This is a genomic window from Azohydromonas sp., from assembly GCF_035325925.1.
In the GTDB taxonomy this organism is placed as follows: Bacteria; Pseudomonadota; Gammaproteobacteria; order Burkholderiales; family Burkholderiaceae_C; genus Calidifontimicrobium.
The window spans coordinates 16,733-42,398 of record NZ_DAOKZA010000015.1; the positions used below are offsets into that span (position 1 = coordinate 16,733).

General features: G+C 71.5%; 25 protein-coding genes and 1 tRNA gene. 18 read left to right on the forward strand and 8 right to left on the reverse strand.

Annotation, left to right across the window (positions count from 1 at the left end; genetic code table 11):
* Positions 1 to 810: 810 nt before the first annotated feature.
* The 12 genes from PKC53_RS07675 (at position 811) to PKC53_RS07730 (ending at position 9,430) form a co-directional block, all read left to right on the forward strand.
* Complete coding sequence (locus PKC53_RS07675) at positions 811 to 2,022, forward strand: site-specific integrase (protein ID WP_324427803.1); 1,212 nt, start codon at positions 811 to 813, stop codon at positions 2,020 to 2,022.
* Positions 2,019 to 2,552 (forward strand): hypothetical protein, encoded by a 534-nt coding sequence (locus PKC53_RS07680; RefSeq protein WP_324427805.1) that lies wholly within the window; start codon positions 2,019 to 2,021, stop codon positions 2,550 to 2,552. Before PKC53_RS07675 ends, PKC53_RS07680 begins: the two co-directional genes overlap by 4 nt.
* Positions 2,553 to 2,652: 100 nt before the next feature.
* Positions 2,653 to 2,850, forward strand: a complete 198-nt coding sequence (locus PKC53_RS07685; RefSeq protein ID WP_324427807.1) for an excisionase family DNA-binding protein — start codon at positions 2,653 to 2,655, stop codon at positions 2,848 to 2,850.
* 144 nt (positions 2,851 to 2,994) lie between these two features.
* On the forward strand, positions 2,995 to 3,204 hold the full coding sequence (locus PKC53_RS07690) for a hypothetical protein (RefSeq protein WP_324427809.1): 210 nt from the start codon (positions 2,995 to 2,997) through the stop codon (positions 3,202 to 3,204).
* A 12-nt stretch (positions 3,205 to 3,216) separates the two neighbouring features.
* Positions 3,217 to 5,625, forward strand: coding sequence for a DUF3987 domain-containing protein (locus tag PKC53_RS07695; RefSeq protein ID WP_324427811.1), 2,409 nt, complete (start codon positions 3,217 to 3,219; stop codon positions 5,623 to 5,625).
* Positions 5,626 to 6,045: 420 nt separating this feature from the next.
* On the forward strand, positions 6,046 to 6,486 hold the full coding sequence (locus tag PKC53_RS07700; RefSeq protein WP_324427813.1) for a hypothetical protein: 441 nt from the start codon (positions 6,046 to 6,048) through the stop codon (positions 6,484 to 6,486).
* On the forward strand, positions 6,479 to 6,712 hold the full coding sequence (locus PKC53_RS07705; RefSeq protein ID WP_324427815.1) for a hypothetical protein: 234 nt from the start codon (positions 6,479 to 6,481) through the stop codon (positions 6,710 to 6,712). Before PKC53_RS07700 ends, PKC53_RS07705 begins: the two co-directional genes overlap by 8 nt.
* A gap of 207 nt (positions 6,713 to 6,919) precedes the next feature.
* The gene (locus PKC53_RS07710) at positions 6,920 to 7,393 is read left to right on the forward strand and encodes a hypothetical protein (protein ID WP_324427817.1); all 474 of its coding nucleotides are present in this window, start codon (positions 6,920 to 6,922) and stop codon (positions 7,391 to 7,393) included.
* Positions 7,390 to 7,743, forward strand: coding sequence for a hypothetical protein (locus PKC53_RS07715; protein WP_324427819.1), 354 nt, complete (start codon positions 7,390 to 7,392; stop codon positions 7,741 to 7,743). The genes PKC53_RS07710 and PKC53_RS07715 overlap by 4 nt, the downstream gene beginning before the upstream one ends.
* Before the next feature lie 33 nt (positions 7,744 to 7,776).
* Entirely contained in the window at positions 7,777 to 8,811 is a 1,035-nt protein-coding gene (locus PKC53_RS07720; RefSeq protein WP_324427821.1) for a phage major capsid protein, read from the forward strand.
* An 11-nt stretch (positions 8,812 to 8,822) separates the two neighbouring features.
* On the forward strand, positions 8,823 to 9,080 hold the full coding sequence (locus PKC53_RS07725; RefSeq protein WP_324427823.1) for a hypothetical protein: 258 nt from the start codon (positions 8,823 to 8,825) through the stop codon (positions 9,078 to 9,080).
* A gap of 140 nt (positions 9,081 to 9,220) precedes the next feature.
* Positions 9,221 to 9,430, forward strand: a complete 210-nt coding sequence (locus PKC53_RS07730) for a hypothetical protein (RefSeq protein WP_324427825.1) — start codon at positions 9,221 to 9,223, stop codon at positions 9,428 to 9,430.
* A 94-nt stretch (positions 9,431 to 9,524) separates the two neighbouring features.
* Here the strand turns inward: PKC53_RS07730 and PKC53_RS07735 are convergent.
* The 3 genes from PKC53_RS07735 to lgt all read right to left on the reverse strand — a co-directional run bounded on the left by PKC53_RS07735 (position 9,525) and on the right by lgt (position 11,150).
* Positions 9,525 to 9,599: transfer RNA gene (locus PKC53_RS07735), tRNA-Val, on the reverse strand.
* Positions 9,600 to 9,634: 35 nt separating this feature from the next.
* Positions 9,635 to 10,339, reverse strand: a complete 705-nt coding sequence (gene dnaQ / locus PKC53_RS07740) for a DNA polymerase III subunit epsilon (RefSeq protein ID WP_324427827.1) — start codon at positions 10,337 to 10,339, stop codon at positions 9,635 to 9,637.
* 13 nt (positions 10,340 to 10,352) lie between these two features.
* Positions 10,353 to 11,150: a prolipoprotein diacylglyceryl transferase gene (lgt, locus tag PKC53_RS07745; RefSeq protein WP_324427829.1), complete on the reverse strand. Its 798-nt coding sequence runs from the start codon at positions 11,148 to 11,150 to the stop codon at positions 10,353 to 10,355.
* Between the two features lie 89 nt (positions 11,151 to 11,239).
* On the opposite strand from lgt, the gene ilvD reads away from it, so the two are divergent.
* On the forward strand, positions 11,240 to 12,937 hold the full coding sequence (gene ilvD, locus PKC53_RS07750; RefSeq protein ID WP_324427831.1) for a dihydroxy-acid dehydratase: 1,698 nt from the start codon (positions 11,240 to 11,242) through the stop codon (positions 12,935 to 12,937).
* A gap of 28 nt (positions 12,938 to 12,965) precedes the next feature.
* On the opposite strand, the gene PKC53_RS07755 is transcribed toward ilvD, so the two are convergent.
* Complete coding sequence (locus PKC53_RS07755) at positions 12,966 to 13,214, reverse strand: TIGR04438 family Trp-rich protein (protein WP_324427833.1); 249 nt, start codon at positions 13,212 to 13,214, stop codon at positions 12,966 to 12,968.
* Positions 13,215 to 13,313: 99 nt separating this feature from the next.
* On the opposite strand from PKC53_RS07755, the gene PKC53_RS07760 reads away from it, so the two are divergent.
* Positions 13,314 to 13,622: a c-type cytochrome gene (locus PKC53_RS07760; protein ID WP_324427835.1), complete on the forward strand. Its 309-nt coding sequence runs from the start codon at positions 13,314 to 13,316 to the stop codon at positions 13,620 to 13,622.
* A gap of 45 nt (positions 13,623 to 13,667) precedes the next feature.
* Here the strand turns inward: PKC53_RS07760 and PKC53_RS07765 are convergent, their stop codons facing one another.
* Positions 13,668 to 16,127, reverse strand: coding sequence for a heavy metal translocating P-type ATPase (locus PKC53_RS07765; protein ID WP_324427837.1), 2,460 nt, complete (start codon positions 16,125 to 16,127; stop codon positions 13,668 to 13,670).
* Between the two features lie 191 nt (positions 16,128 to 16,318).
* On the opposite strand from PKC53_RS07765, the gene PKC53_RS07770 reads away from it, so the two are divergent.
* The gene (locus PKC53_RS07770) at positions 16,319 to 16,879 is read left to right on the forward strand and encodes a glutathione S-transferase family protein (RefSeq protein ID WP_324427838.1); all 561 of its coding nucleotides are present in this window, start codon (positions 16,319 to 16,321) and stop codon (positions 16,877 to 16,879) included.
* A gap of 29 nt (positions 16,880 to 16,908) precedes the next feature.
* Here PKC53_RS07770 and PKC53_RS07775 read toward each other — a convergent pair whose 3' ends face one another.
* The 3 genes from PKC53_RS07775 to PKC53_RS07785 form a co-directional block, all read right to left on the reverse strand.
* Positions 16,909 to 20,121: an efflux RND transporter permease subunit gene (locus PKC53_RS07775; RefSeq protein ID WP_324427840.1), complete on the reverse strand. Its 3,213-nt coding sequence runs from the start codon at positions 20,119 to 20,121 to the stop codon at positions 16,909 to 16,911.
* 10 nt (positions 20,122 to 20,131) lie between these two features.
* Positions 20,132 to 21,301 (reverse strand): efflux RND transporter periplasmic adaptor subunit, encoded by a 1,170-nt coding sequence (locus tag PKC53_RS07780; protein WP_324427842.1) that lies wholly within the window; start codon positions 21,299 to 21,301, stop codon positions 20,132 to 20,134.
* A gap of 206 nt (positions 21,302 to 21,507) precedes the next feature.
* Complete coding sequence (locus PKC53_RS07785) at positions 21,508 to 22,491, reverse strand: MDR family oxidoreductase (RefSeq protein WP_324427844.1); 984 nt, start codon at positions 22,489 to 22,491, stop codon at positions 21,508 to 21,510.
* 105 nt (positions 22,492 to 22,596) lie between these two features.
* On the opposite strand from PKC53_RS07785, the gene PKC53_RS07790 reads away from it, so the two are divergent.
* The 3 genes from PKC53_RS07790 to glp are packed head-to-tail and all read left to right on the forward strand — an operon-like array spanning position 22,597 to position 25,665.
* Complete coding sequence (locus tag PKC53_RS07790) at positions 22,597 to 23,181, forward strand: C40 family peptidase (protein ID WP_324427846.1); 585 nt, start codon at positions 22,597 to 22,599, stop codon at positions 23,179 to 23,181.
* Between the two features lie 47 nt (positions 23,182 to 23,228).
* Positions 23,229 to 24,350: a GTP 3',8-cyclase MoaA gene (moaA, locus tag PKC53_RS07795; protein WP_324427847.1), complete on the forward strand. Its 1,122-nt coding sequence runs from the start codon at positions 23,229 to 23,231 to the stop codon at positions 24,348 to 24,350.
* Positions 24,351 to 24,372: 22 nt separating this feature from the next.
* Positions 24,373 to 25,665, forward strand: a complete 1,293-nt coding sequence (glp, locus tag PKC53_RS07800; RefSeq protein WP_324427848.1) for a gephyrin-like molybdotransferase Glp — start codon at positions 24,373 to 24,375, stop codon at positions 25,663 to 25,665.
* Position 25,666 lies beyond the last annotated feature (1 nt).

A 25,666-nucleotide genomic window follows, 5' to 3' on the forward strand; every position in this document is an offset into this window, starting at 1 on the left:
GCATGCTGCCCTGGACGTCCGCGATCGCGCGGGCACGGACGCAACGACCGCCTGTTGCAGTGTGACGTGCACCAGCGCGCCGACCTTGTCTTCGGTGCGCTCTGGATGGACTGCGCGCGTCGTGCAATGCCGCTCCGACGCTCACGGCGTGAGCACGGGTGTGCCGCAGCGGTGCGACTGGCGCGACGGTCGAGCCGCGGCGGGCTGATCGCCTGGCCGGCGTGCGGCGCGCGCAGCGCCGCGGTGCGCGCCGCACGCCCGTCAGATCGTCAAACGCTCGCGTGCCTGGCGCGCAGCGACAAGGGCGTGGTGCGAGCGCGCACCCCGGGCACGGGAAGGGCCGCGTTGGTTCGTCACAGCTGCGGTACGCCGGCCGCTGCTCGTCGGTGAGTCGAGCGCACGCACGACTGCATCGAAGTGAAGGCAACGGACGTGCCGCGGCGTTTCAGTGGGCGGCACTTCCGACCAGGTGATGAGCGATTCCTCGGCGCAGTCCGGACGCTCGGCGATCAGCAGATGGGACTGGCGGCCGCAGGCCCCGCACTGTTGGACGCCAACTTGACAACGAGAAAGAAAAAAGGACCGGCCATCGCTGGCAAGTCCTTGATTCTTAGAAGTCTCTTGGTGGGCAGTGCAGGGTTCGAACCTGCGACCCCTGCCGTGTGAAGGCATTTTCTATCGTTCCTAAGGTGTTGATCTGAAAGAAGAATCCTTCAGAATCAAGCACTTAGCCTGCCACTACCTGCCGTTGTCTGCGACTGCTCGATAGAATCTGCACTTAGCCTGCACTTACGCAGGCGGGAGCAGATCATGGCAGAGGTCACCCGGTCGACCATCGCGAAGGTCGCCGCCGCCGCCGACAAGCCCAACAAGCCCTACGAGATCCGCTCCGAGCGCGTCCACGGGCTGCTGCTGCGTGTGCAGCCGAGCGGCAAGCGGACCTTCTACTGCCAGATCGCGCGCGGCAAGCGGGTCAAGGTCGGATCAACGTCGCACCTGACGCTGAAGCAGGCCGAGGAACGCGCGAAGGCGATCATGCGCGATCCAGAGGCCGCGCTGCAGGCGCGCAAGGCACCGGCAGGAACGACGCTGCGCGACCTCGTCGACGGCGACTACAAGACCTTCGCCACTGCCCACAAGAAGGACGCCGAGGCCACGCTCAAGCGCATCAGGGCCGCATGGGCGCCGCTGCTCGACCGGCGCGTCGACGAGATCACCGCGACCGACGTCGAGGCGCTGCGCACGAAGCGCCTGGTGGCAGGCAGGGCACCGTCGACCATCAATCGCGACGTCGCCGCGTTGTCGAGCGTGCTGACGTACTGGGCGAAGCAGTCGAAGACCGAGAACCCGCTGCGCGGCGACGGCTTCGACAAGGTCGAGGAGCCCGACGACAAGCGGGTGCGCTACCTGACGAAGGACGAGGCCGCGCGACTGCGCCAGGCGCTCGCCGACCGCGACGACGCCGCGCGTGCCGAGCGTGAACGCTACAACGCATGGCGCAGGCAGCGCGGGCTGCCGCAGCTGCCAGCAATCGGCAGGTTCGCCGATCACGTGTCGCCGATGGTGTTGATCACGCTGAACACCGGGCTCAGGCAGGGCGAACTGTTCGCGCTCACATGGGAAGCGGTCAACCTCGACCTGCGGCAGATCACCGTGAAGGCGGCGACCGCCAAGAGTAATAAGACGCGCGTCATCCCGCTGAACGACGAGGCACTCGACGTCTTCAACGCGATCAAGCCGACCATCGCCGCCGGCCTCGTCTTCAAGTCGCCGAAGACCGGCGGCATGTTCACCGACACCAAGAAGGCGTGGGCGAACCTTTGCGAGGCCGCGAAGCTCGTCGACTTTCGCTGGCATGACATGCGGCATGACTTCGCCTCGCAGCTGGTCGTGCGCGGCGTCAGCCTGTACGCCGTGCAGGCGCTGCTCGGCCACGGGTCGAGCGTGATGACGCAGCGTTACGCGCACCTGCGGCCCGGCCACCTGGCCGACGCGGTCGCGATGTTGGGAGGGGCGAAGTGAAGCTCGACACCGACAACATCTTCGCGGCGCTGTTGAGCACCACGCCGGCCGCGCAGGCATGGGCGCTGCAGAAAGTGCGCCGCTACGCCGAGCAGCGCCTGCGCGCCGCCTGCGAGCGCATGAGCATCGCGGTAGACGACCTGGCCGACAACGACCGCGCCGTCGTCGCGTACCTGCTCCTCGACAAGTCCGACGCCGAGCGCAGCGAGAAGAAGGCGGCGCTGCTCATGCGCCTGTGCATCGCGGTGGAGGAGCAGCCCGCCGCCCGTGGTCTGCTCGTGCCGAAGCTCGTGCTTGCGCTGCGCGACATGGAGCACGCCAAGGCCAGCCAGCAGCAGCGCGACCGCGCGCTACAGGGCGGCACGCTGACCGAGGAGCAGCAGCGGCGGATGCGTGACCAGTACGCGCACCGCGTGCGCGACGGCCAGAAGTACGGCGCCGTCAAGGCGCTGGCTCGCGCCTTTGGCGTCAGCGAGCGCACGGTGCACGACGTCGTCAAGCTCAAGAGAATTCGGAAGCGGCCGGGCTAGTTCCGACTTCGTTTCTAGAGTGCCGAAGCACGCAAGTTCATCAACCCGGCGTGCAACGGCAGACAAGGGGCCATAGCACGCCACCACCCAGGAGCGTGCTATGTCACACCTCGCCACCTCGGAGCCGTTGGCTCACTCACCCGAGAGCGCGGCGAAGCGCCTCGGCGTCCCCTTGAGGTTGATCTACGCGCTGCTCGCCGCCGGTGAATTGCGCAGCACGAAGATCGGCAAGCGCCGGTTGATCCCGGACGTCGAACTGCAGCGGCTGCTGCAGCGCAAGCTGACGGAGGCCGCGTGATGAACGCGGTCCTCTACACCCTGATCGACGGCGAGCAGATGAACCGCGAGCACCCGGACACGTTCTGGATGCCCGACCTCGCCGACCGTCGCGGCCTGCGGCGACGGCGTCACCGAGCGCCTGTGGGTGCGCTTGCTCGAGCCCATGGACGCCGACGGCGTCATCGTCGGCGAACTCGACGCCGTCCCGGTCTTCGACGACAAGGGCCTCGACCTCGGCGACATCGTGCGCTTCGAGCCGAGGCACGTCATCGAGATCCACGAGTCGACGCCGCCTATCGACGAGTGCGCCCGTGCTGCGATGGTCGGCGCGCTGCAGCGCAATCAGAAGAAGGCCCGCGCGAGGCGGGCCTAAGGACTAAATCCAATGCACGCGAATACTACAACCGACAAGCCGACGCCGCTGCGGCCCAGGCTCGACGCCGTGCCCGATGCCCTGCGCCGCACCGGCTCGTGGGTCGCATGGGACTACGTCCTGCGCGAGGGCAGGTGGACGAAGCCGCCGTCGAGGGCCACAGGTCCGGGGATGGCGAAGACCAACGACCCTGCGACCTGGTCCACGTTCGAAGCCGCCGCCGCTGTGGCCCCGGAGCACGACGGCATTGGCTTGGTGTTGGCCGAGGACCTGGTCGGCATTGACCTCGACCACGTGCTCGACCCGGAGACGGGCGTGATTGAAGCGTGGGCGACCGAGGTGCTGCAGAAGTTCGCCGGCTGCTACGCCGAGCGCAGCCCGAGCGGCGACGGCCTGCGCATCTTCTGCCGTGGCGTCGCACGCCGCTGTGGCAAGGGTGGACCGTCGAACCGGCTCGAGGTTTACGACAAGACGTCGCCGAGGTATCTGACCTACACCGGCCACCGGCTCGGCGGGGGCGAGGTTGTCGAGGCGCAGGACGCGCTCGACTGGCTGCACGACACCTTCATGCAGAAGGCCGCGCCGAAGGCCGAGAAGGCCCCTACAGGCGCTTCCGGCGGGCTGACCGATGAGGAGGTGCTTCGCCGGGCACGCGAGGCTAGGAACGGCGCCAAGTTCACCCGCCTGTGGTCCGGTGACGCTGGCGAGGACCCGTCGAGCGCCGACGCCGCGCTCGTCGGCATCTTGGCCTTCTGGACACAGGATCGTGCGCAGCTCGACCGTCTGTTCCGGCGCAGCATGCTGATGCGGCCGAAGTGGGACGATCCGCGCGGCGAGACGACCTACGGCTGGCTGACCATCGACTCCGTGCTCGCTATGGGCGGCGAGCGCTACAGCGGCCAGGGTGCCGGTAGCGGCGGGGCCACGAGCCGGGAGGCGCCGAAGGCAACGCCGCTGCCACCCGAGCTCGCGCCCGTCGAGGCGTTCCCGATGGACGCCCTGCCGGCGTCGTTCAAGCCGTGGGTAGATGACGTGTGCGAGCGCATGCAGTGCCCGCCCGACTTCGTGGCCGTGCCGCTGCTCGTCGCGGCGGCGTCGCTGGCGGCGCGGCGCGTCGTTGTCCGGCTGCGCAAGCTCGACGACTGGAGCGAGCCGGCGAACCTGTGGGCGCTGATCGTCGGGCGCCCCGGGATGATGAAGTCGCCCGCAATGCGCGCCGCGCTGGCGCCCATCGAGCGCCTCGAGGCGCGCGCCGTCGAGACGTACAACGAAGCGATGGCGCAGCACAAGCTGGACCTCGTGTCGGCGAAGGTGTTGGCCGACGTGCGAATGTCCGAGGCAAAGAAGGCACTGAAGGCCGACATCGCCGCCGACGTCTCGAGCCTGCTCGCCGCCGCATCGGACGAGCCGGCCGCACCGAAGCGTGGGCGCTACGTCGTCAACTCGCCGACGTGGGAGAAGCTGCACGAGCTCCTGGCCGAAGGCGACGGCGCGCTGCTGATGACGCGCGACGAGATGTCGGGATGGTTCTTTGAGATGGCACGCGAGGAGAACTCTGAGACGCGGTCCTTCTTCGTCCAGTGCTGGAGCGGCGGCAAGTTCACGGCTGACCGCATCGGCCGCGGCACCATCACTGCCGAGGACATGCGCCTGTCCATCATCGGCGCCATCCAGCCCGGGCCGCTGGGCCACATCATGCGGGCGAGCCGCGCCGGACGCGGCGACGACGGGCTGATCGAGCGCTTCCTCGTCGCGTGGCCGGACGACCCCGGCCCGTGGCGCGACGTGGACCGGCTGCCCGACAGCGAGGCGCGCTCGCGTGTGCGCGAGGTGTTCGACCGCCTGGACGCCGCGTCGCTGTGGAGTCTGAAGGCCGAGCAGAACATGATCGGTACCGAACCCGTCGGGCTCCCGTTCCTGCGGCTCGACGACGAGGCGCGCGCGGCGTTCTCGGAGTGGCGGGCCGAGCTCGAGCACCGCCTGCGCGCCCCCGGCGAAGACCCGTGCGAGGCCGCGCTCGCCAAGTTTCGGCATCACGTCCCGGCGTTCGCGCTCACCGTGCACCTGTGCGACGGCGGCGCCGGACCCGTGACGCAGAAGGCAATGCTGCGCGCTCTCGCGCTCGGCGACTACTTCGACAGCCACGCCCGCAGGCTGCACGCCAGTGGACACCGCGCCGCCGTGCGCGCCGCGCGCCTGATCGTGGACAAGGTCAAGACCGGCGCGCTGGCCGAGCCGTTCTCCGCCCGCGACGTGTACCGCCCACAGTGGTCGGGGCTGACGGAACGCGAGGCCGTGGCCGAGGCGCTCGACATGCTGGCGGCGCACGGCTGGGTGACGGAGGCCACGGTCGAGAGCGGCGGGCGCCCGACGACCGTCTACACGCTGGCCGAGGAGGTGCGCCGTGGCGAAGTGGATTGACCGGCTGCACGTGAATTTGGCCGCACCCCCCTCCGGGGGCACTGACAGAACTGACAAAAGGGGGGTTCTGTCAGTTTTGTCAGTGAGCCGGGAGGGGGGTGACGCTGAAATTTCGTTCCCGGAGTCCGGTCCTACCCCGCCCGTGAATTTCGCTGCACCCCCCTCTGGGGGCACTGACAGAACTGACAAAAGGGGGGTTCTGTCAGTTTTGTCAGTGAGCCGGGAGGGGGGTGACGCTGAAATTTCGAGCCCCACCGACGAGCGCGTCACCTGCCTCGCCTGTGGTCACTTCCTGCCCAACAGCCGCCGCTGCGGAAACCACAGGCGGGCGGGGCTGCGTTCGCCCTGGCTCGGCCTCGACCTTCCCACGCTGCCGCAGAGGTGCGGCGGGTTCGTCCACATCACCACGTAGGAGAAACCATGTTCTTCCGCATCGGCAGCCGCCTGCTCAACATCGACCGCATCGTGAGCGTGAATCTGTACGGCAAGGTTTTCTGTGCCCGCATGAGCGACGGCAGCACGGTCGATTTCAGCCCTATCGACGCCGACGACCTCGAGCGGGCGACCTCCCTGCACGTGCCGTCACGCCCCGGCGACACCATGCTTGTCGTCACCTACTACGGCAACACCGACGACGGGCCGGAATACGAGGTCGACGAGGTGCCCGTCGTGGCCTGGCGCATCGTCGGCCCGACCGCCGAGCCGGTCACGGTCGACGAGCTCGGCGCCAACCAGCGCGGCGGCATCGTGATGCCCGACGGCAAGGTCTGCGCGCAGTACGACACCACGTGGCCCACGCGCGAGAAGTTCATCGAGTCAATGGTGTCGCGGCTGCGCGAGCGTGAGGCCAAGCATGCTTGATCGCACCGACCTGTTCGCCGACCTATTCACCGACCGCCGGCTGACGCAGCCGTGGCGCGCCGACGAGTACCTCGTCGTCGATGGTCTGTGCCTGGTCTACACCGCGCGGCGCGGCAGCGACGACGTCACCGTGCACCTGCCCGGCTGCCGCAGCGTCAGCCTGCGGGCGCTGCGCGATGCGGGCCACGACGTCACGCTGCCGACGCGGTGGCGGATCGGACCGTGACGTATCCCCTAATGCGTTTCGGCAAAAAACGCCGAGCAATCGGGCATCGAACGTACCCGCATGGCGGACGCCGACAGAGGACCCAACGGTGCGTCGGGTCCTTCCACGGCGCACCCCAACTGCGGGTAATTCGCGCCGCAATGTTTTCGGGTTTGTGCTTAATTTTTAAGCAGGCATTTCACAATGGTAACGACTGTTACGGTTTCGATGAGTGAGTTTGGGAGGATGCTGGGACTGTCGCGGCAGACTGTCGCGCAGTACGTGGCCGAGGGCATGCCTGCCGGTCCTGCGGGGCGTGGCGTCAACGGGCGCCAGGTCCCGTTCGCCGCGGCGCACCGCTGGCTTTTGGACCGCGCTGTGGCCCGCGCCAGGGCGCACGACGGCGGCGAGACGCTGCGCCAGGCCGAAACGCGCAAGGCCCGCGCCGACGCCGACCTGGCCGAGGCGAAGGTGGCCGCGCTGCGCGAGCAGATGGTGCCGGCTGCTGTGGCGACGGCCGCGTTCGCTGCCTGTCTGCGCAGTTTCGACGCCGCCGCCGAGGCGATGATTGACCGACTGGTGCCGCGCATTGCGGTCGAGACTTCACCCGCCGTACTGCGGCATATGGCGCTGGACGAGGCGCGCCGCGCGCGGCAGCAGATGGCCGACGACCTCGACCCGGACGGCGAGGCCGCATCGTGACCGACCTCGCCGACCTCGAGCACGTCGTGCGCCGCGTCATCCGGCAGGAGCTCGAGCGCCTGTTCGCCGACCGGCTGACGCCGCCGCAGCGCAGGACGATGCAGATCATCATCGCGATGTTCGAGGCCGGCGAGTGCTTCACGACGGCCGGCGTCGTCGACGCGGCGAGGTTCGATCCCGAGGCGAAGAAGGTGCTGCTGCAGACGTGCAACCTCGACCCGCACAAGCTCGGCATCCTGCTCGGGCAGGTCGCGCAGGCCGGCGCCGCCGTCGATGGTCTTCGCCTGGTGCGCCTGCCGGCCGAAGCGGGCAGCAGGAGATGGGTGCTGGAAGCCGTCCAAACCCTTTGAGCGCCGCGATCGTGGTCGGCACCATGCCGAACCATGATGCAACGCGAACACCTCCCCCAAAGCGGCTTTCTTGACCTGACCGTGCGTCAGGCGAGCCGCTACTCGCTCGGCGAGCTCATCCGCGCCGCCGCCCACGACGACAAGTCGGTGCTGCCGTTCTACAGGGAGATCAGCGAAGCGATCGCCGCGAAGACGGGGCAGCAGCCGACGACGTTCCGCTCGTTCTACATCCCGAACGACGTGCTCGTCAGGGACATGACCGCCAGCGGATCCAGTGGATCGAACTATCTCGTCGGCACGCAGAACGCGGGCTTCGCGGGTGCGCTGTTCGCGACGTCGATCACCGCCCGCCTGCCGCTGCGCCGCGCGCAGTTGACCGGCAACGGCACGATCGCCGCCGTGACGACCGCGCCGACCGTGGCCTGGCTGAGTGACGAGGCGACGCAGGCGCCGGATGGTGCGCCCGTCGTCGGTCAGCGGTCGATGACGCCGAAGACGATCGCGACGACGCAGTTCGTCAGCAAGCAGTTCGACCTGCAGTCGCCCGGCGCGATCTCGTTCGTCGAGCAGCAGATGGGGGCCGCGCTGGCGAAGGCGGTCGACGTTGCCTTCATCAGCGGCGGCGGCAGCGGCGGCGAGCCGCTGGGCTTGCTTCAGGTGCCGAACACCGTCAGCCAGTCGGGCACGACCCTCGCCTACAGCGGGGTGTGCACGATGATCGCCGCCGCCGAGGGCTACGGCGGCGCGCCGGTCGCAATCATGGGCGTCGACGTCGCGCGGCTGCTGCGCCAGAGAGCGAAGATCACCTCGGGCGAGCCGATCTACAGCAATGGCAAGCTCGACGGCCTCGACGTCTTCGTCAGCCGTGCCGCGCCCGACGATGCGATGGTGCTGCTCGACCCGACGCTGATCGCCGAGGCGCGCTGGGGGACGGTCGAGGTCACGATCAGCCCGCTCGCGTCGCCGACCGCGTTCAGGTACGGCGGCATCGGTGTGCGGCTGATGCTGTCGATCGACTGGGCCGTCGATCATCCTTCGACGATCGCGAAGTCGACCTCGATTACCTGATGGAGCACCCGATGGCAAACCCCACCGCGAAGATTCGCCTGCTGCGCAACGTCTGGATCGGCGGCAAGCCGCACCGCACCGGCGACGTCGTCGCGGTCGACCTCGAGGACGCACTTGCCTGCGCCGAGCAGATGGCGGGCACCTTCATCGACGACGACGACCGCGAGCGTGCGCTCGCCGCACGCCGCGCCGACATCGCGCGGATGCTGCGCGTCACGACGCCGTGGCATCAGGCCGGGCCGTCCGGCGCCTGGCAGCGCACGCACTGACAGTTTCGGGAGGTCGGCGCTTGCTGACTGGTTCTCCGCCAGCGGCAGCCGCGGGAACGGACGCCGACCTCCCACCCCCCACCGCAAGTTGATTCACGGCGATGCGCGGGTTGAGAAGCCCGGCGCCCCTCCCATACACCATGACCGACAGCCTGAAGTTCACCCTCAAGACGACGCTGCGCGTGCGCGTCGACAACCGCCTCGAGATCTGCAGCGGCAGCGTCATCCTCTGCGACGCCGCCACCGCCGGCGACCTCGTCGCCCGTGATCTGGCCGTGCTCACCGATCCGAGCGACGCACCGCGACTGCTGGCCGCCGTCGACGAGCTCGACCGCCGGCAGGCGGCGTAAGTGCTCGGCGGCACTTAGGCTGCAGCGGCACTTACAAAGCACTTAGCGCGAAGGCCCGGTTAGTGGGCACTTCGCGCTAAGGTGTTGATTTACTTGGTGGGCAGTGCAGGGTTCGAACCTGCGACCCCTGCCGTGTGAAGGCAGTGCTCTACCGCTGAGCTAACTGCCCGGAAGTCGGCTGGCCGCTTTCCGGCAAGGCCGCGATTATGCCATGGCGACGCGCCACACCGTCTTGCCGCCACTGGCCTGGTCGAGGTCGGCGAGCACGACCTCGTGGGCGGCACACTCGTCGGCGCTGGCGGCGAGCACCGGCAGCGCGAACTGGCGCAGGTCGACGGCTTCGGCGGCGGCCTGCGCCTGTTCGGCATCGAGCCCGTCGATGACCAGCGACTCCTGACCCCGCGTCATGCGGATGTACACCTCGGCGAGCAACCCGGCGTCGAGCAGCGCGCCGTGCAGCGTGCGACTGGCGTTGTCGACGTCCAGGCGCTTGCACAGCGCGTCGAGCGAGTTCGACTTGCCGGGAAACATCTCGCGCGCCATCAGCAGGCTGTCGACGACGCCGGCCACGTGCTCGCGAAACGCCGGCCGGCCGATGCGGCGCAGCTCCTCGTCGAGGAAACCGATGTCGAAGGCTGCGTTGTGGATCACGACCTCGGCGCCGGCCAGGTACTCCAGCAGTTCGTCGGCCACGGCGGCGAACAACGGCTTGTCGGCGAGGAACTCGTCGGTCAGGCCGTGGATGCGCACCGCGTCGTCGCTGTTGCGGCGCTCGGGGTTCAGGTAGTGGTGCAGGTTGCGCCCGGTCAGGCGCCGGTTGACCATCTCGACGCAGCCGATCTCGATGATGCGGTCGCCGCTCTCGGGGCTGAGGCCCGTGGTCTCGGTGTCGAGGAAGATCTGTCGCATCGTCGGTGTCGGTTCAGTGCGTTCGGCGCGTCGCGCGCAGCCACAGCCAGGCGCCGGCGGCGACCATCGGCACGCACAGCCACTGGCCCATGCTCATGTTCAGCGCCAGCAGGCCGAGGAAGCCGTCGGGCTCGCGGAAGTACTCGGCGACGAATCGCAGCACGCCGTAGCCGACGAGGAACGCGCCCGAGACCTGGCCGGTGGCGCGCCGGCCGCGCGCGTACAGCCACAGCAGCACGAACAGCAGCAGCCCCTCGAGCGCGAACTGGTACAGCTGCGACGGGTGGCGCGGCACGTCGCTGCCCGACTGCGGGAACACCATTGCCCACGGCAGCGACGCATCGGCCGCGCGCCCCCACAGCTCGCCGTTGATGAAGTTGCCGATGCGCCCGGCCGCCAGCCCGGTGGGCACGCACGGCGCGATCAGGTCGGTGACCTGCAGGAACGGCCGACCACGCGAACGCGCGTACAGCGCCATCGCCGCGATCACGCCGAGCAGGCCGCCGTGGAACGACATGCCGCCCTTCCACAGCGCCAGCACCTCGAGCGGGTTCGCCGCGTAGTGCCCCGGCTTGTAGAACAGTGCGTAGCCGAGCCGACCGCCGACGATCACGCCGACCACGCCCCAGAACAGCAGGTCCTCGACGTCGCGGCGCGTCCAGCCGGCCTGCGCGAACGCCGGCTGTTTCACGCGCAGCGACGCCAGCCACAGGAACAGCGCGAACGCGGCCAGGTAGGTCAGCCCGTACCAGTGGATCTGCACCGGGCCCAGCGAGATCGCGACCGGGTCGAACCGGGGGTGCATGAGCATGGCACGCATGCTAGCAGCGCCCCGGCGCGCGACCCCCGCCGGCCTAGAATCCCCGCTGCTTCGCACGAGCCCCGCCCACCGGAGAGACCATGACCGAACCGCTGAAGATCAACCGCCGCAGCGCGAACATCACCGAAGGCGTGGCGCGCGCGCCGAACCGCTCCATGTACTACGGCATGGGCTATTCCGACAAGGACTTCAGCAAGCCGATGATCGGCGTGGCCAATGCGCACTCGACGATCACGCCGTGCAACTCGGGGCTGCAGCGGCTCGCCGACGCGGCGGTCGAGGGGCTGAAGGCGGCCGGCGCGAACCCGCAGGTGTTCGGCACGCCGACGATCAGCGACGGCATGGCGATGGGCACCGAGGGCATGAAGTACTCGCTGGTCTCGCGCGAGGTGATTTCCGACTGCGTCGAGACCTCGGTGCAGGGCCAGTGGATGGACGGCGTGCTGGTGATCGGCGGCTGCGACAAGAACATGCCCGGCGCGATGATGGGCATGCTGCGCGCCAACGTGCCCGGCCTGTTCGTCTACGGCGGCACCATCCTGCCCGGCCGCTACAAGGGCCAGGACCTGAACATCGTCAGCGTCTTCGAGGCGGTGGGCCAGTACAGCGCCGGCAAGATGAGCGACGAGGACTTCTGCCAGATCGAACGCCGCGCGATCCCGGGCAGCGGTTCGTGCGGCGGCATGTACACCGCCAACACGATGAGCTCGGCGTTCGAGGCGCTGGGCATGAGCCTGCCCGGCTCGTCGACGATGGCCAACGTCGAGGACGAGATCGTCGCCGCGACGCGCCGCGCCGCCGCGGTGCTCGTCGAGGCGGTGAAGAACGACCTCAAGCCGCGCGACATCGTCACGCGCGAGAGCATCGAGAACGCGGTGGCGGTGATCATGGCCATCGGCGGCTCGACCAACGCGGTGCTGCACTTCCTGGCCATCGCACACGCCGCCGGCGTCGAGTGGACCATCGACGACTTCGAGCGCGTGCGCCAGAAGGTGCCGGTGATCTGCGATCTCAAGCCCAGCGGCAGGTACCTCGCGATCGACCTGCACCGCGCCGGCGGCATCCCGCAGGTCATGAAGCTGCTGCTCGACGCCGGCCTGCTGCACGGCCATTGCATGACGATCACCGGCAAGTCGCTGGCCGAGAACCTGGCCGACGTGCCGTCCACCGTGCGCGCCGACCAGGACGTGATCCGGCCGCTGTCGAACCCGCTGTACGCCGAGGGGCACCTGGCCATCCTCAAGGGCAACCTCAGCCCCGAGGGCAGCGTGGCCAAGATCACCGGGCTGAAGAACCCGCGCATCACCGGACCGGCGCGCGTGTTCGACGACGAGCAGTCGGCGCTGGCGGCGATCATGGCCGGGCGCATCCGGGCCGGCGACGTGATGGTGCTGCGCTACCTCGGCCCCAAGGGCGGCCCCGGCATGCCCGAGATGCTCGCGCCCACCGGCGCGCTGATCGGCCAGGGCCTGGGCGAGTCGGTCGGGCTGATCACCGACGGGCGCTTCTCGGGCGGCACCTGGGGCATGGTCGTCGGCCACGTCGCACCCGAGGCCCACGAGGGCGGCACGATCGCGCTGGTGCAAGAGGGCGACACGATCACCATCGACGCGCACCGCCGGCTGCTGCAGCTCGAGGTCGACGACGCCGAGATCGCGCGCCGCCGTGCCGCGTGGCAACCGCCGGCACCGCGCTACCGGCGTGGCGTGCTCGCCAAGTTCGCGCACAACGCGGCCAGCGCCAGCCACGGCGCGGTGCTCGATCGTTACGAATCGTGAACGCCGGCGCCACGCCGGCGCGGCACGCTCACTTGACGCGCCGGCCGTGCTCGTCCATGCCGAGGTGGTCCAGGTGCTTGCGCCGGCGCTCGGCCTTGCGCTGCTCCATCTTGTCGATCTCGCGCTTCTTCGTCAGCCCCGACGAGTCGGCGAACGACCACCACAGCACCGCCAGGGCGAACGGCGCGAGCACCCACCACCACGACAGGTCGGCCACCGGGCCGAGTTCCGCGAGCTTGGCGGCGATCAGCAGCACGCCGAGAACCACGAACGCCATCGTCAACCCCTTTCGCGCCGGCGGGGTCAACCGCCGGGCCTAGAATTCCGTTTCGGTACCTGTACGTTAACGCGCTATTTCGACCCGCCGAGAGGAAACATGAAGACTTTGTTCGCACTGACCGTCGTCGCCGGCCTGTTCGCCGCCTCGCCCGCCTTCGCCGACGCCGAACTGGCGAAGAAGAAGAACTGCATGGCCTGCCACGCGCTCGACAAGAAGCTCGTCGGCCCGTCGTACAAGGACGTGGCGGCGAAGTACGCCGGCAAGGCGGGCGCCGCCGACGAACTGGCGCAGAAGATCATCAAGGGCGGCAAGGGCGTGTGGGGGCAGGTGCCGATGCCCGCCAACCCGCAGGTCAGCGAGGCCGAGGCCAAGCAGCTCGCGGCCTGGGTGCTGACCGTCAAGTAACGCGGTCCCGCGCCGCAGCCCGCCGCCGCGAGGCGGCGGGCTTCGTCACGTCGGCGGCGGGCGCCAGCGCCGCAGCAGCAGCGCGTTGGTCACCACGCTGACGCTGCTGAAGGCCATGGCCGCGCCGGCGATCACCGGGTTGAGCAGCCCCACCGCGGCGAGCGGGATGCCGACCACGTTGTAGGCGAAGGCCCAAAACAGGTTCTGGCGGATCTTCGCGTAGGTGCGGCGCGAGATGTCGATCGCCGCCACCACCAGCCGCGGGTCGCTGCGCATCAGCGTGATGCCTGCGGTCTCCATCGCGACGTCGGTGCCGCTGCCCATCGCGATGCCGACGTCGGCGGCCGCCAGCGCCGGCGCGTCGTTGATGCCGTCGCCGACCATCGCCACCGTCGCGCCGCCGGCCTTCAGCGCCATCACGGCCTGCGCCTTGGCCTCGGGCAGCACCTGGGCGCGCACCTCGGTGATCCCCAGCCGCCGCGCCACCGCCTGCGCGCTGCCGGGGTTGTCGCCGGTGAGCATCACCGCCTCGATGCCCAGTGCACGCAGCCGCGCGACGGCGTCGGCGGCCGACGCCTTGGGCGCGTCGCCGAAGGCCAGCAGGCCGCGCACGCGCGCCGGGGTGCCTGTCGCGCCCTCGCCCTCGAGCAGCCACGACAGCGTGCGCCCGTCGGCCTCGAGCGCCGCGGCGCGCCCGGCCAGCGCGCCGGCATCGAGCCCGCGCTCGTGCAGCAGCCGAGTGCTGCCGATCGCCAGCAACCGTCCGTCGACCACCGCCTCGATGCCGCGCCCGGGCAGCGCGCGCACGCCGTCGGCAGCCGCGGGCCCGATGCCGTCGGCGCGCGCGCGCTCGAGCACCGCGCGGGCCAGCGGGTGCTCGCTGCGCGCCTGCAGCGCCGCCGCGTCGCGCAGCAGCGCCGGCTCGTCGTCGCCGTCGGCGGCGACCAGCGCGACCAGCGCAGGCCGGCCCTCGGTCAGCGTGCCGGTCTTGTCGAAGGCCACATGGGTCACGCGGTGCGCCACCTCGAGCGCCTGCGCGTCCTTGATCAGGATGCCGTGGCGCGCGGCGACGCCGGTGCCGGCCATGATCGCCGTCGGCGTGGCCAGCCCCAGCGCGCACGGGCAGGCGATGACCAGCACCGACACCGCGTTGATCAGCGCTGCCTGCGCGTCGCCGAGCCGCCACCAGCCCCCGGCGAACGCCAGCGCCGCGATCACCAGCACCACCGGCACGAACACCGCGGCGACCTGGTCGACCAGGCGCTGGATCGGCGCCTTGGCCGCCTGCGCCGACTCGACCAGCCGGATGATGCGCGCCAGCGTGGTCTCGGCGCCGACGCCGGTGGTGCGCAGCACCAGCACGCCTTCGGCGTTGACCGAACCGCCGGTCACGCGGTCGCCCGCGCCCTTGGCCACCGGCAGGCTCTCGCCGGTGATCAGCGACTCGTCGACGTGGCTGCGCCCTTCGAGCACCTCGCCGTCGACCGGCAGCTTCTCGCCCGGCCGCACGACCACCACGTCGCCCGCGCGCACCTCGGCCAGCGGCACCTCGGCCTCGGCGCCGTCGTCGCGACGCACACGCGCCGACGCCGGTCGAAGCGCCTGCAGCGCGCGGATCGCATCGCTGGTCTGGCGCTTGGCGCGCGCCTCGAGCCACTTGCCCAGCAGCACCAGCGTGATCACCGCCGCCGAGGCCTCGAAGTACAGATGCGGCGTGCCGTGGTCGGCGTGCCGCCACAGCAGCACCAGCGACAGCCCGTAGGCGGCGCTGGTGCCCAGCGCGACCAGCAGGTCCATGTTGCCGGCGCCCGCGCGCACCGCCTTGAAGCCGGCGACGTAGAAGCGCGCGCCGAACACGAACTGCACCGGCGTGGCCAGCAGCCACTGCAGCCAGCCGGGCAGCATCGCGTCGATGCCCAGCGGCATCGCCAGCATCGGCGCGACCAGCGGCAGCGTCAGCAGCGCCGACAGCGCCACCGGCAGCCACGGCGGCGCGCGCCAGCCCTGCGCGGTGCCGGCGACGTCGGCCTCGGTCTGCACGTGCGCGGCGTAGCCGGCGCGTCGGACCGCGGCGACCAGCGCGTCGGCCGTCACCGTCGCCAGCGCGGTCACGCGCGCCGTCTCGGTGGCCAGGTTGACGCTCGCTGCGGCGACGCCGTCCACGCGCATCAGCGCCTTCTCGACGCGCGCCACGCACGACGCGCAGGTCATGCCGTCGATGCGCAGCGTGTGCTCGGCGTCGGACACCTCGTAGCCGGCCTGGCGCACGGCGGCCACGAGCCGCTGCGCCGACACCGCCGGCGACGCCTGCACCGTCGCGGTCTCGGTGGCCAGGTTGACGCTGGCGGCCTGCACGCCGTCGACGCCGAGCAGCGCCTTCTCGACGCGGCGCACGCACGACGCGCAGGTCATGCCGCCGACCGGCAGGCGCAGCTCGCAGGCCGGGGCGGGCGCCGGGGTATCGGCCGCCACGAGGGTCGGAGTCGCCGTGGTGCTCGTGTTCATCGTTCGTGCGTGCGGCCGGGCCGCTGGCGTGCGGGCATCAGCGTCGGGGCCGCCAGGTGCATTGTCCGCTGCGCGGCCGCCGCGGGTCGCGGCCGAGGTCATGCTCCGCGCGCTGCGCGAGGACTTCGCCGACGGACCACGACCTGACCCTGTACACGCACCCGCGCTCGCGCGGTCGCACCGTGCGCTGGATGCTCGAGGAGATCGGCGTGCCGTACCGCGTCGAGCCGCTGGCCTTCGCAACGACGATGAAGTCGCCGCAGTACCTGGCGATCAACGCGATGGGCAAGGTGCCGGCGCTGCGCCACGGCGACGTCGTCGTCACCGAGTGCGCCGCGATCTGCGCCTACCTCGCCGACGCGTTCCCTCAGGCGCAGCTGGCGCCGCCGCCGGCCGAGCGCGGCGCGTACTACCGCTGGCTGTTCTTCGCCGCCGGCCCGCTCGAGGCGGCGATCACCGACCGCGCGCTCGGCGTCGAACCGACCGACGCGCAGCGCGGCTTCGTCGGGTACGGCTCGTTCGACGCCGTCGTCGACACCGTTGACCGCGCGCTGGCCGGGCGCGAACACATCGCCGGCCGCCGCTTCAGCGCCGCCGACGTCTACGTCGGTGCCAGCGTCGCGTTCGCGCTGCAGTTCGGCAGCCTGCCACGGCGCGACAGCTTCGCGGCCTACGCCGACCGGCTGGCGCAGCGCCCGGCGCGCCGGCGTGCGCTGCGCCTCGACGACGAACTGCTCGCCGCGATGCGCTGACGCACGGCGCGGCCGGCATCCGGGCGGCCTCAGTGCCGATCGGCCGGCATCGCCGCGGGCAGCACCGCGCCGCCGCCCTCGCCCGCCGCGGCCGGTCGGCGCTGGCGCACCAGGTAGCTGTAGAGCACCGGCACGACGACCAGCGTCAGCAGCGTCGAGGTGATCAGCCCGCCGATGATCGCGCGGCCCATCGGCGCCTGGATCTCGCCGCCGTCGTTGAGCGCCAGCGCCAGCGGCAGCATGCCGAAGATCATCGCCGCGGTGGTCATGATGATCGGGCGCATGCGGATCAGCCCGGCCTGCAGCAGCGCGTCGGGCACGCTGGCCCCGGCGCGGCGCGCATGGTTGGCGAAGTCGACGAGCAGGATCGCGTTCTTCACCACCAGCCCCATCAGCATCACCAGCCCGATCATCGAGAACACGTTGAGCGTGCTGCGCCACAGCAGCAGCGCGAGCATCACGCCGATCAGCGCCAGCGGCAGGCTGGCCATGATCGCGATCGGCTGCAGGAAGCTGCCGAACTGGCTGGCCAGCACGATGTAGATGAAGATCACCGCCAGGGCCATCGCGCCGAGCATCGCCGCGAAGGCCTCCTGCTGGTCGCGCGTCGCGCCGCCGACGTCGAAGCGGTAGCCCGGCGGCAGCTGCGTGCTCTTGACGAGCTTCTGCACGTCGGCGCCGACGTCGCCCGCCGGGCGGCCCTCGACGCCGGCGAAGATCGCCTCGCGACGCTGCAGGTCCTGGCGGCGGATCACCTCGGGGTTGGCCACCGCGACGATGTCGGCGACGCGGTCGAGTGCGATGGCGGTGCCGTCGCGCGCAAAGGCCACCGGCAGCGCACGCAACTGCTCGACGCGTTCGCGCTGCACCTGCGGCAGGCGCAGCAGCACCTCGACCTGCTCGCCGTCCGGCGTGGTCCAGTAGGTCGCGACCTCGCCGCTGACGTAGGCGCGCAGGCTCGACGCCAGCTGCGGCGGCGTCAGCCCGAGCTCGCGCACCGCCGCGGGTTTCAGCCGCACCGCGTAGGTCGGCAGGCCCGGCTTGGCCGACAGTTCGAGGTCGACGACGCCGGGGATGCGCTTGACCTGCTCGGCGAAGTCCTGCGCGACCTTGACCAGCCCGTCGGCGTCGTGGCCGAGGATCGCGACGTAGATCGGCCGGTTGAAGCCGATCGAGACCTCGATGCCCGGGATCTTCGCGATGCGCTCGCGGATCGCGTCCTCCACCTGCTTCTGCGTGCGGCGGCGCTGGTCGCGGTCGACCAGCCCGATGTTGAGCACCGCCTGGTTGCGTCCCACCGCCAGGCCCTGGCCCTCGCCGCCGACGTTGGTCGACACGGTCCTGACCTCGGGGAAGCCGGCGAGGATGTCCTCGATCTGGCGGATCTTCGCGTCGCTGCGCGCCAGGCTCGAGCCCACCGGCATGCGCACGCTCAGCTGCGTGAAGCTCTGGTCGGTCTCGGGGACGAACTCGCTGCCGACCACCGGCGCCAGCGCCAGCGCCACGACGAAGCTCGCCGCGCCGGTGGCGACGATCACGCCGCGCGGCGTCAGCGTCGCGCGCCGCCAGCGCCGCGGCTGGGTCTTGTCGCGCCGCGCCTGCGCGTCGAACGGGTGGCCGTACGCGGGCCACGGCAGCGCGAAGCGTCGTGCGCTGAACGCCCAGCGGATCAGCCGCTCGTACAGCGCGTGCAGCGCGTCGAGGCCGCGGTCGGTGGCGCGGATCAGGCTGCCGAGCACCGGCAGGCGCCGCAGGCGTTCGCCGGGCGGGTCCTTCCACACCGACGACAGCATCGGGTCGAGCGTGAAGCTGACGAACAGGCTCACCAGCACCGCCACCGCCACCGTGATGCCGAAGGGGTAGAAGAACTTGCCGACGATGCCGCCCATGAACGCGACCGGCACGAACACCGCGCAGATCGCGAACGTCGTGGCCATCACCGCCAGTCCGATCTCCTCGGTGCCCTCGCGCGCCGCGCGATGGTGGTCCTTGCCCAGTGCGAGGTGGCGCACGATGTTCTCGCGCACGACGATCGCGTCGTCGATCAGCAGGCCGATGCACAGGCTCAGCGCCATCATCGTCATGAAGTTCAGCGTGAAGCCGAACGCGTGCACCGCGATGAAGCTGGAGATCACCGCGATCGGCAGCGTCAGCCCGGTGATCACCGTGCTGCGCCACGAGTGCAGGAACAGGAACACGATGGCGACCGTCAGCGCCGCGCCCTCGATCAGCGTGCGCTGCAGCCCGCGCAGGCTGTCCTGCACCCAGTCGCTGTTGGCGTAGACCAGCGGCAGGTCGACGTCGGCGGGCAGCGTCTTGCGCAGTTCGTCGAGCGCGGCCTTGACCGCCTCGCCGGTGGCGACGATGTTCGCGTCCTGCTGCTTGAAGACGTTGAAGTTGACCGCCGGCTGGCCGTTGATGCGCGCCACCGACTCGGCCTCGCGCTCGCGCTCGACGAGCGTGCCCAGGTCGCCCAGTCGCAGCGGCAGCCCCTGGTGGTGCGCGACCACGAGGTCGGCGAACTCGCGCGGGTCGCGCACGCGGCCCTCGACGCGCAGCAACGCGTCGGCCAGCGGCTCGCTGAGCAGCCCGACCGGTTGGTCGGTGTTGACCTGCGCCAGCGCCTGCGCCACCTCGGCCGGCGTGACCGCGTAAGCCGCCAGCCGCGCCGGGTCGAGGTCGACGCGCACCTCGCGCGTGGCCAGCCCGTTGACCTCGACGCGCGCGACGCCCTCGACGCGCTGCAGCCGGCGCGCCACCGTCTGCTCGGCCAGCAGCGACAGCTCGCGCGGGCTGCGCGTGGCCGAGCGCAGCGCGGCGACGACCACCGGCTGGCTGTTCTCGCTGTCGTAGCGCGCCACCGTGGGCGCCTTCGCGTCGCGCGGGAACGCTGCCTGCACCGCGGCGACGCGGTCGCGCACGTCCTGCATCGCGCGGCCCATGTCGGCATTCAGGCTGAACTCGACGCTGGTCTGGCTGCGCCCCTCGAAGCTGCGCGAGGTGATGCGCTTGACGCCGGCGATGCCGTTGAGCGCCTCCTCGATCGGCTTGGTCAGTTCGCGCTCGACCGCTTCCGGGCTCGCGCCCGGGTAGCGCACGTCGACGTAGGCCACCGGCGGCGCGACGTCGGGCATCTGCTCGACGCCCAGGCGCGCATAGCTGAACAGGCCGAGCACGGTCAGCGCGACCATCACCATCGTCGCGAACACCGGGTGCGCGATCGACACGCGGGTGATCCACATCGCCGCGCCCTCAGTTCACCGCCGGCGCCGCCGGATTCGACGCCACCGGCGCCGTCGACGCGCCCGCGGCGACCACCGCCTTCGCGCCCTCGCGCAGCTGCTCGAAGCGCGCGCCGAGCACCGTGTCGCCCGGCGACACGCCGCCGAGCACCTCGACGCGTCCGCCGGCGCCGTCGCGGCGCCCCAGCGTGACGCTGCGGCGCGCCAGCGCGCCGTCGGCGATGACCCATACCGCGTGCTGGCCGGCGGCGCCGACGATCGCGCCGGCCGGCAGCGTCAGCCGCTCGACGCCGTCGTCGAGCGTCACGCGCGCCATCGCGTACTGCCCGGCGCGCAGCCGCTCGTCGGGGTTGGCCAGCGCGACGACGACGCCGATCGCGCGCGTGCCAGCCTCGGCGGCCGGCGCGATGCGCGCCAGCGTGGCCTGCAGCGCGGCGTCGACGCCCTCGACCTGCACCTGCACCGGCATGCCGGGCGCCAGCCGCGAGACCTCGTGCGTGCCCACGCTGCCGGCGAGTTCGAGCGTGCGCAGGTCGACCAGCGTCAGCACCGGCTGCTCGGCGGCGAGCTTCTCTCCCGGCAGCGCGTGGCGTTTGGCGACCAGCCCCGCGATCGGCGCCACCAGCGCCGCATCGCGGCGCGTCACGCGCAGCGTGTCGACCTGCGCCTGCGCCGCGCGCAGCTGCGCCTGCGCCGCGTCGAGCGCGGTCTGCGACGCCTGCAGCGCGTTCGGCGAGATGAAGTTCTGGTCGGCCAGCGCACGGTTGGCCGCGTGGTCGCGCTCGGCGCGCGCGAGCTGCGCGCGCGCCGACTCGAGCATCGCGTGGCGCTCGCCCAGGCGCGCGTCGAGTTCGGCGAGGTCGAGCGTGGCCAGCACCTGGCCGGCGCGCACGCGGCTGCCTTCGGCCACCGCGAGCGCGAGCAGCGTGCCGGGCGACTTGGTGCGCACCACCGCGCTGTTCGGCGCCACCAGCGGCCCGGAGAACGACAGCACCAGCGGCATCGTCGCGGCCTGCGGCCGCACCACCTCGGCGGCGGCGAACTCGAGCGTGACCTCGGGCTTGTCCTTCTTCTTGCCGAACCCCAACCAGCCCTTGCCGCCACCGACCGTCGCCGTGGCGGCCAGCGCCGCCGCCATCAGCAGCGCGCCCACCCCCCAGGCCATGCGCCTCTTGTTCATCGCACCGTCCTTTGCCTTGTCCTGTCGCGACGGCGCGTGACCGCCGCGATCGCGTCGCTCTCGTGAAGCGCGCGCAGTCTATGCCTGCGTCGGCGGCGCGCCCAGGGGGCCTGCGACGGGCTGCGCCGCCCCGGCGACGAAATGCCCGGGCGGGCGACGGACCGTCGCCGGCGTCAACGGGACGGGCGGGCCGTGCGCCGCGGCGCTCAGCCGGCGACGCGAACCACGATGCGACCGCGCACCCGGCCGTCCATCAGCCGCCGCGCGGCGTCGGCCGCCTCGGCCAGCGCCACCTCGGCGGTCATCGCCTCGAGCCGCGCCGGGTCGAGGTCGCGCGCCAGCCGCTGCCACGCCTCGCGCCGGCGCGGCATCGGCGCCATCACGCTGTCGACGCCGGCGAGCGTGACGCCGCGCAGGATGAACGGCGCCACGGTGCCGGGCAGGTCCATGCCCTGCGCCAGTCCGCACGCCGCGACGATGCCGCCGTAGCGCGTCTGCGCCAGCACGTTGGCCAGCGTGTGCGATCCCACCGCGTCGATCGCCGCCGCCCAGCGCTCCTTCTGCAGCGGTTTGCCGGGCATGGCGAACTCGGCGCGGTCGACCACCGCGGCGGCGCCAAGCGAGGTCAGGTAGTCGGCCTCGGCGGTCCTGCCGGTCGCCGCGGTGACGCGCCAGCCCAGGCGCGCCAGCAGCGCGACCGCGACGCTGCCGACGCCGCCGGTGGCGCCGGTGACCAGCACGTCGCCGTCGCCCGGCTGCACGCCGTGGCGCTCGAGCGCCATCACGCACAGCATGGCCGTGTAGCCGGCGGTGCCGATGGCCATCGCCTGCCGCGGCGTGAACGCCGCGGGCAGCGGCACCAGCCACTCGCCCTTCAGCCGCGCGCGTTCGGCCAGGCAGCCCCAGTGCGTCTCGCCGACGCCCCAGCCGTTGAGCACGGCGCGGTCGCCGGGCTTCCAGTCGGCGTGCGTGCTCTCGAGCACCGTGCCGGCGCCGTCGATGCCGGGCACCATCGGCCACTGGCGCACCACCGGCGCGCGGTTCGTGAGCGCCAGGCCGTCCTTGTAGTTCAGCGCCGAATACTCGACGGCGAGCAGCACGTCGCCGGCGGGCAGGCGCGCCTCGTCGATGTCGGCGAGCGCGGCGTCGACCGCCCCGTCGCCCTTGTGCAGCAGCCAACCCTTGAACATGACAACTCCCGGCGCCTCGGCGCCACTTGGTGAATCGTGCGTAAGTCGTTGACTCGTCACGACATTCCGTCTTGACGACGGGTCTTCGGCTGGTATTCTGCCGCGATGCCGCCACACCCGGTCACTGCCGTCTTCGCTGCCGTCGCCGTCGTGCTCGTGCTGGCAGGCTGTGCGGGCGCGCCGGTGCCGCGCGCCGGCGAATCGCAGCCAGCGTCGCCCGGGGCCGGCGCGCCGCACGGCGGGGCGCCCGAGATCGTGCTCGCCGCGCTGAACTTCCTCGACCGCCCGTACGCGCGCGGCGGCGACGGCGCCGCGCACCCGACCCAGGGTGGCTTCGACTGCAGCGGGTTCACGCGCCATGTCTACGCGGTCGCCGCCGGCTGGGCGCTGCCGCGCACCGCGCACGAGCAGGCGCACGCCCCGGGCCTGGTCGGCGTCGAACGCGACGCGCTGCAGCCGGGTGACCTGGTGTTCTTCAACACGCTGCGGCGCCGCTTCTCGCACGTCGGCGTGTACATCGGCGGCGGGCGTTTCATCCACGCGCCGCGCGTCGGCGCGCAAGTGCGCGTCGAGAGCCTGCGCGTCGACTACTGGGCGCGCCGCTTCGACGGCGCGCGCCGCGCGCCGTCGGCCGACGACCGGTTCGTGCGCACTGCGCTGCCGGCCGGCCCTGCCGACGACAGGCCCTGAGGCGGCGCGCCGGCGGCGGCGCGGCGCGTGGCGGCACAATCGGCCGCATGGCCGAACGCACGATTCCGATCGCCGACCACCGCTACCGCGCGTCGGTGCCGGCGGTGCCGGCGGTGCCGCAGCCGCCCAGCGGGCTGCTGTCGGACCGGCTCGGGCGGCCGCTGCGCGACCTGCGCATCTCGGTGACCGACCGCTGCAACTTCCGCTGCAGCTACTGCATGCCCAAGGAGATCTTCGACGGCACCTACCGTTTCCTGCCGCACGCGTCGCTGCTGAGCTTCGAGGAGATCACGCGGCTGGCGCGCGTGTTCGTCGCGCACGGCGTGCACAAGATCCGCCTGACCGGCGGCGAGCCGCTGCTGCGCAAGCACCTCGAGCAGCTGATCGCGATGCTCGCCGCGCTGCGCGACGTCGACGGTCGGCCGCTGGACCTGACGCTGACCACCAACGCGACGCTGCTCGCGCGCAAGGCCGCGGCGCTGCAGGCCGCCGGCCTGCAGCGCGTGACCGTCAGCCTCGACGCGCTCGACGACCGCGTGTTCCGCGCGATGAACGACGTCGACTTCCCGGTGGCCGGCGTGCTCGAGGGCATCGACGAGGCGATGCGCGTGGGGCTGGGGCCGCTGAAGGTCAACATGGTCGTCAAGCGCGGCACCAACGACCACGAGATCGTGCCGATGGCGCGCTTCTTCCGCGAGCGCTACGAGGGCCGCGTGATCCTGCGCTTCATCGAGTTCATGGACGTCGGCACGACCAACGGCTGGCGCATGGACCACGTGCTGCCCTCGGCGCAGGTGCTCGAGCGGCTGCACGCGGTGTTCCCGCTCGAGCCGGTCGAGCCGAACTGCAGCGGCGAGACCGCCGAGCGCTGGCGCTACCGCGACGGCGGCGGCGAGATCGGCCTGATCAGCAGCGTCACGCAGGCCTTCTGCCGCGACTGCAACCGCGCGCGCCTGTCCACCGAAGGCAAGCTGTACCTGTGCCTGTTCGCCACGCGCGGGCACGACCTGCGCGCGCTGCTGCGCGGCGGCGCCAGCGACGCGCAGCTCGCCGGCGCCGTCGGCCAGGTTTGGGCCGGCCGCGACGACCGCTACTCGGAACTGCGCAGCGCCGGACGGGCGCCGACCGACGGTGAACGGCGCGTCGAGATGCACTACATCGGCGGCTGAACATCGGCGCGCCGCGACGACGATGACCGACACCCCCGCCAGCCTCGAGCAGATCGCCTCGTGCGTCGCCGGCTACGACCCGAACGCGCTGCCGGTGGCGCAGGCGCAGGAGTTCATCGCCCGCCTCGTGCCGCGCGTCGACGCGGTCGAGAGCGTCGCGATCCGCAGCGCGCTGGGCCGCGTGCTGGCGCGCGACGTGGTCTCGACGATCGACGTGCCGGCGCACGACAACTCGGCGATGGACGGTTACGCGCTGCGCGGCACCGACCTGCGCGCCGACGCGCCGACGACGCTGCCGGTGGCCGGCACCGGTTTCGCCGGCGCGCGGTTCGACGCCGACGTGCCACCGGGCCACTGCGTGCGCATCATGACCGGCGCGGTGATGCCCGCGGGGCTCGATACCGTGGTGCCGCAGGAGTTCACCCGCGCCGACGGCGACCGCGTGACGATCCCGCCGGGTGTCGTGCGCGCGGGCGACAACCGGCGCCTGAAGGGCGAGGACCTCGCCTGCGGCGAGGTGGCGCTTGCCGCCGGCCGGCGGCTGACCCCCGCCGACCTGGGGCTTCTCGCGTCGCTCGGCCGCGCCGAGGTCCCGGTGTGGCGGCGGCTGCGCGTGGCGTTCTTCTCCACCGGCGACGAACTGCGCTCGATCGGCGAGCCGCTCGACGCCGGCTGCGTCTACGACAGCAACCGCTACACGGTCTGGGGCATGCTGCAGCGCCTGGGCGTCGAACTGATCGACATGGGCGTGGTGCGCGACGAGCCGGCGGCGCTCGAGACGGCGTTCCGCGCCGCGGCGGCGAGCGCCGACGCGGTGATCACCTCGGGCGGCGTCAGCGTCGGCGAGGCCGACCACACCAAGCAGGTCATGAAGCGGCTCGGCGACGTGCTGTTCTGGCGCATCGCGATGCGCCCGGGCCGGCCGATGGCGATCGGCCGCATCGCCGTCGACGGCGGGCGCGGCGCGATCCTATTCGGCCTGCCGGGCAACCCCGTGGCGGTGATGGTCACCTTCTACGCCTTCGTGCGCGACGCGCTGCTGCAGATGATGGGCGCCGCGCCGCAACCGCTGCCGCTGCTGCGCGCCGCCAGCACGGAGGCGATGCGCAAGAAGCCCGGGCGCACCGAGTACCAGCGCGGCATCGTCACGCGCGCGGCCGGTGGCGGCTGGCAGGTGGCGATCACCGGCAGCCAGGGCAGCGGCATCCTGCGCAGCATGAGCCAGGCCAACGGGCTGGTCGTGCTGCACCACGGCCAGGGCGACGTCGCCGCCGGCGAACTCGTCGACGTGGCCCCGTTCGACGGGCTCGTCTGAC

Excerpts from the sequence above, each read along its gene's own strand:
- ilvD (WP_324427831.1), top strand. The coding sequence starts at position 11,240 with ATGACCGAACCGCTGAAGATCAACCGCCGCAGCGCGAACATCACCGAA.
- PKC53_RS07765 (WP_324427837.1), bottom strand. The coding sequence starts at position 16,127 with ATGAACACGAGCACCACGGCGACTCCGACCCTCGTGGCGGCCGATACC.
- PKC53_RS07700 (WP_324427813.1), top strand. The coding sequence starts at position 6,046 with ATGTTCTTCCGCATCGGCAGCCGCCTGCTCAACATCGACCGCATCGTG.
- PKC53_RS07705 (WP_324427815.1), top strand. The coding sequence starts at position 6,479 with ATGCTTGATCGCACCGACCTGTTCGCCGACCTATTCACCGACCGCCGG.
- PKC53_RS07770 (WP_324427838.1), top strand. The coding sequence starts at position 16,319 with ATGCTCGAGGAGATCGGCGTGCCGTACCGCGTCGAGCCGCTGGCCTTC.
- PKC53_RS07720 (WP_324427821.1), top strand. The coding sequence starts at position 7,777 with ATGATGCAACGCGAACACCTCCCCCAAAGCGGCTTTCTTGACCTGACC.
- PKC53_RS07780 (WP_324427842.1), bottom strand. The coding sequence starts at position 21,301 with ATGAACAAGAGGCGCATGGCCTGGGGGGTGGGCGCGCTGCTGATGGCG.
- PKC53_RS07725 (WP_324427823.1), top strand. The coding sequence starts at position 8,823 with ATGGCAAACCCCACCGCGAAGATTCGCCTGCTGCGCAACGTCTGGATC.
- PKC53_RS07730 (WP_324427825.1), top strand. The coding sequence starts at position 9,221 with ATGACCGACAGCCTGAAGTTCACCCTCAAGACGACGCTGCGCGTGCGC.
- PKC53_RS07755 (WP_324427833.1), bottom strand. The coding sequence starts at position 13,214 with ATGGCGTTCGTGGTTCTCGGCGTGCTGCTGATCGCCGCCAAGCTCGCG.
- PKC53_RS07695 (WP_324427811.1), top strand. The coding sequence starts at position 3,217 with ATGCACGCGAATACTACAACCGACAAGCCGACGCCGCTGCGGCCCAGG.
- PKC53_RS07790 (WP_324427846.1), top strand. The coding sequence starts at position 22,597 with ATGCCGCCACACCCGGTCACTGCCGTCTTCGCTGCCGTCGCCGTCGTG.
- PKC53_RS07710 (WP_324427817.1), top strand. The coding sequence starts at position 6,920 with ATGAGTGAGTTTGGGAGGATGCTGGGACTGTCGCGGCAGACTGTCGCG.
- lgt (WP_324427829.1), bottom strand. The coding sequence starts at position 11,150 with ATGCTCATGCACCCCCGGTTCGACCCGGTCGCGATCTCGCTGGGCCCG.
- PKC53_RS07675 (WP_324427803.1), top strand. The coding sequence starts at position 811 with ATGGCAGAGGTCACCCGGTCGACCATCGCGAAGGTCGCCGCCGCCGCC.
- PKC53_RS07775 (WP_324427840.1), bottom strand. The coding sequence starts at position 20,121 with ATGTGGATCACCCGCGTGTCGATCGCGCACCCGGTGTTCGCGACGATG.
- PKC53_RS07690 (WP_324427809.1), top strand. The coding sequence starts at position 2,995 with ATGGACGCCGACGGCGTCATCGTCGGCGAACTCGACGCCGTCCCGGTC.
- PKC53_RS07685 (WP_324427807.1), top strand. The coding sequence starts at position 2,653 with ATGTCACACCTCGCCACCTCGGAGCCGTTGGCTCACTCACCCGAGAGC.
- PKC53_RS07785 (WP_324427844.1), bottom strand. The coding sequence starts at position 22,491 with ATGTTCAAGGGTTGGCTGCTGCACAAGGGCGACGGGGCGGTCGACGCC.
- moaA (WP_324427847.1), top strand. The coding sequence starts at position 23,229 with ATGGCCGAACGCACGATTCCGATCGCCGACCACCGCTACCGCGCGTCG.
- dnaQ (WP_324427827.1), bottom strand. The coding sequence starts at position 10,339 with ATGCGACAGATCTTCCTCGACACCGAGACCACGGGCCTCAGCCCCGAG.
- PKC53_RS07760 (WP_324427835.1), top strand. The coding sequence starts at position 13,314 with ATGAAGACTTTGTTCGCACTGACCGTCGTCGCCGGCCTGTTCGCCGCC.
- glp (WP_324427848.1), top strand. The coding sequence starts at position 24,373 with ATGACCGACACCCCCGCCAGCCTCGAGCAGATCGCCTCGTGCGTCGCC.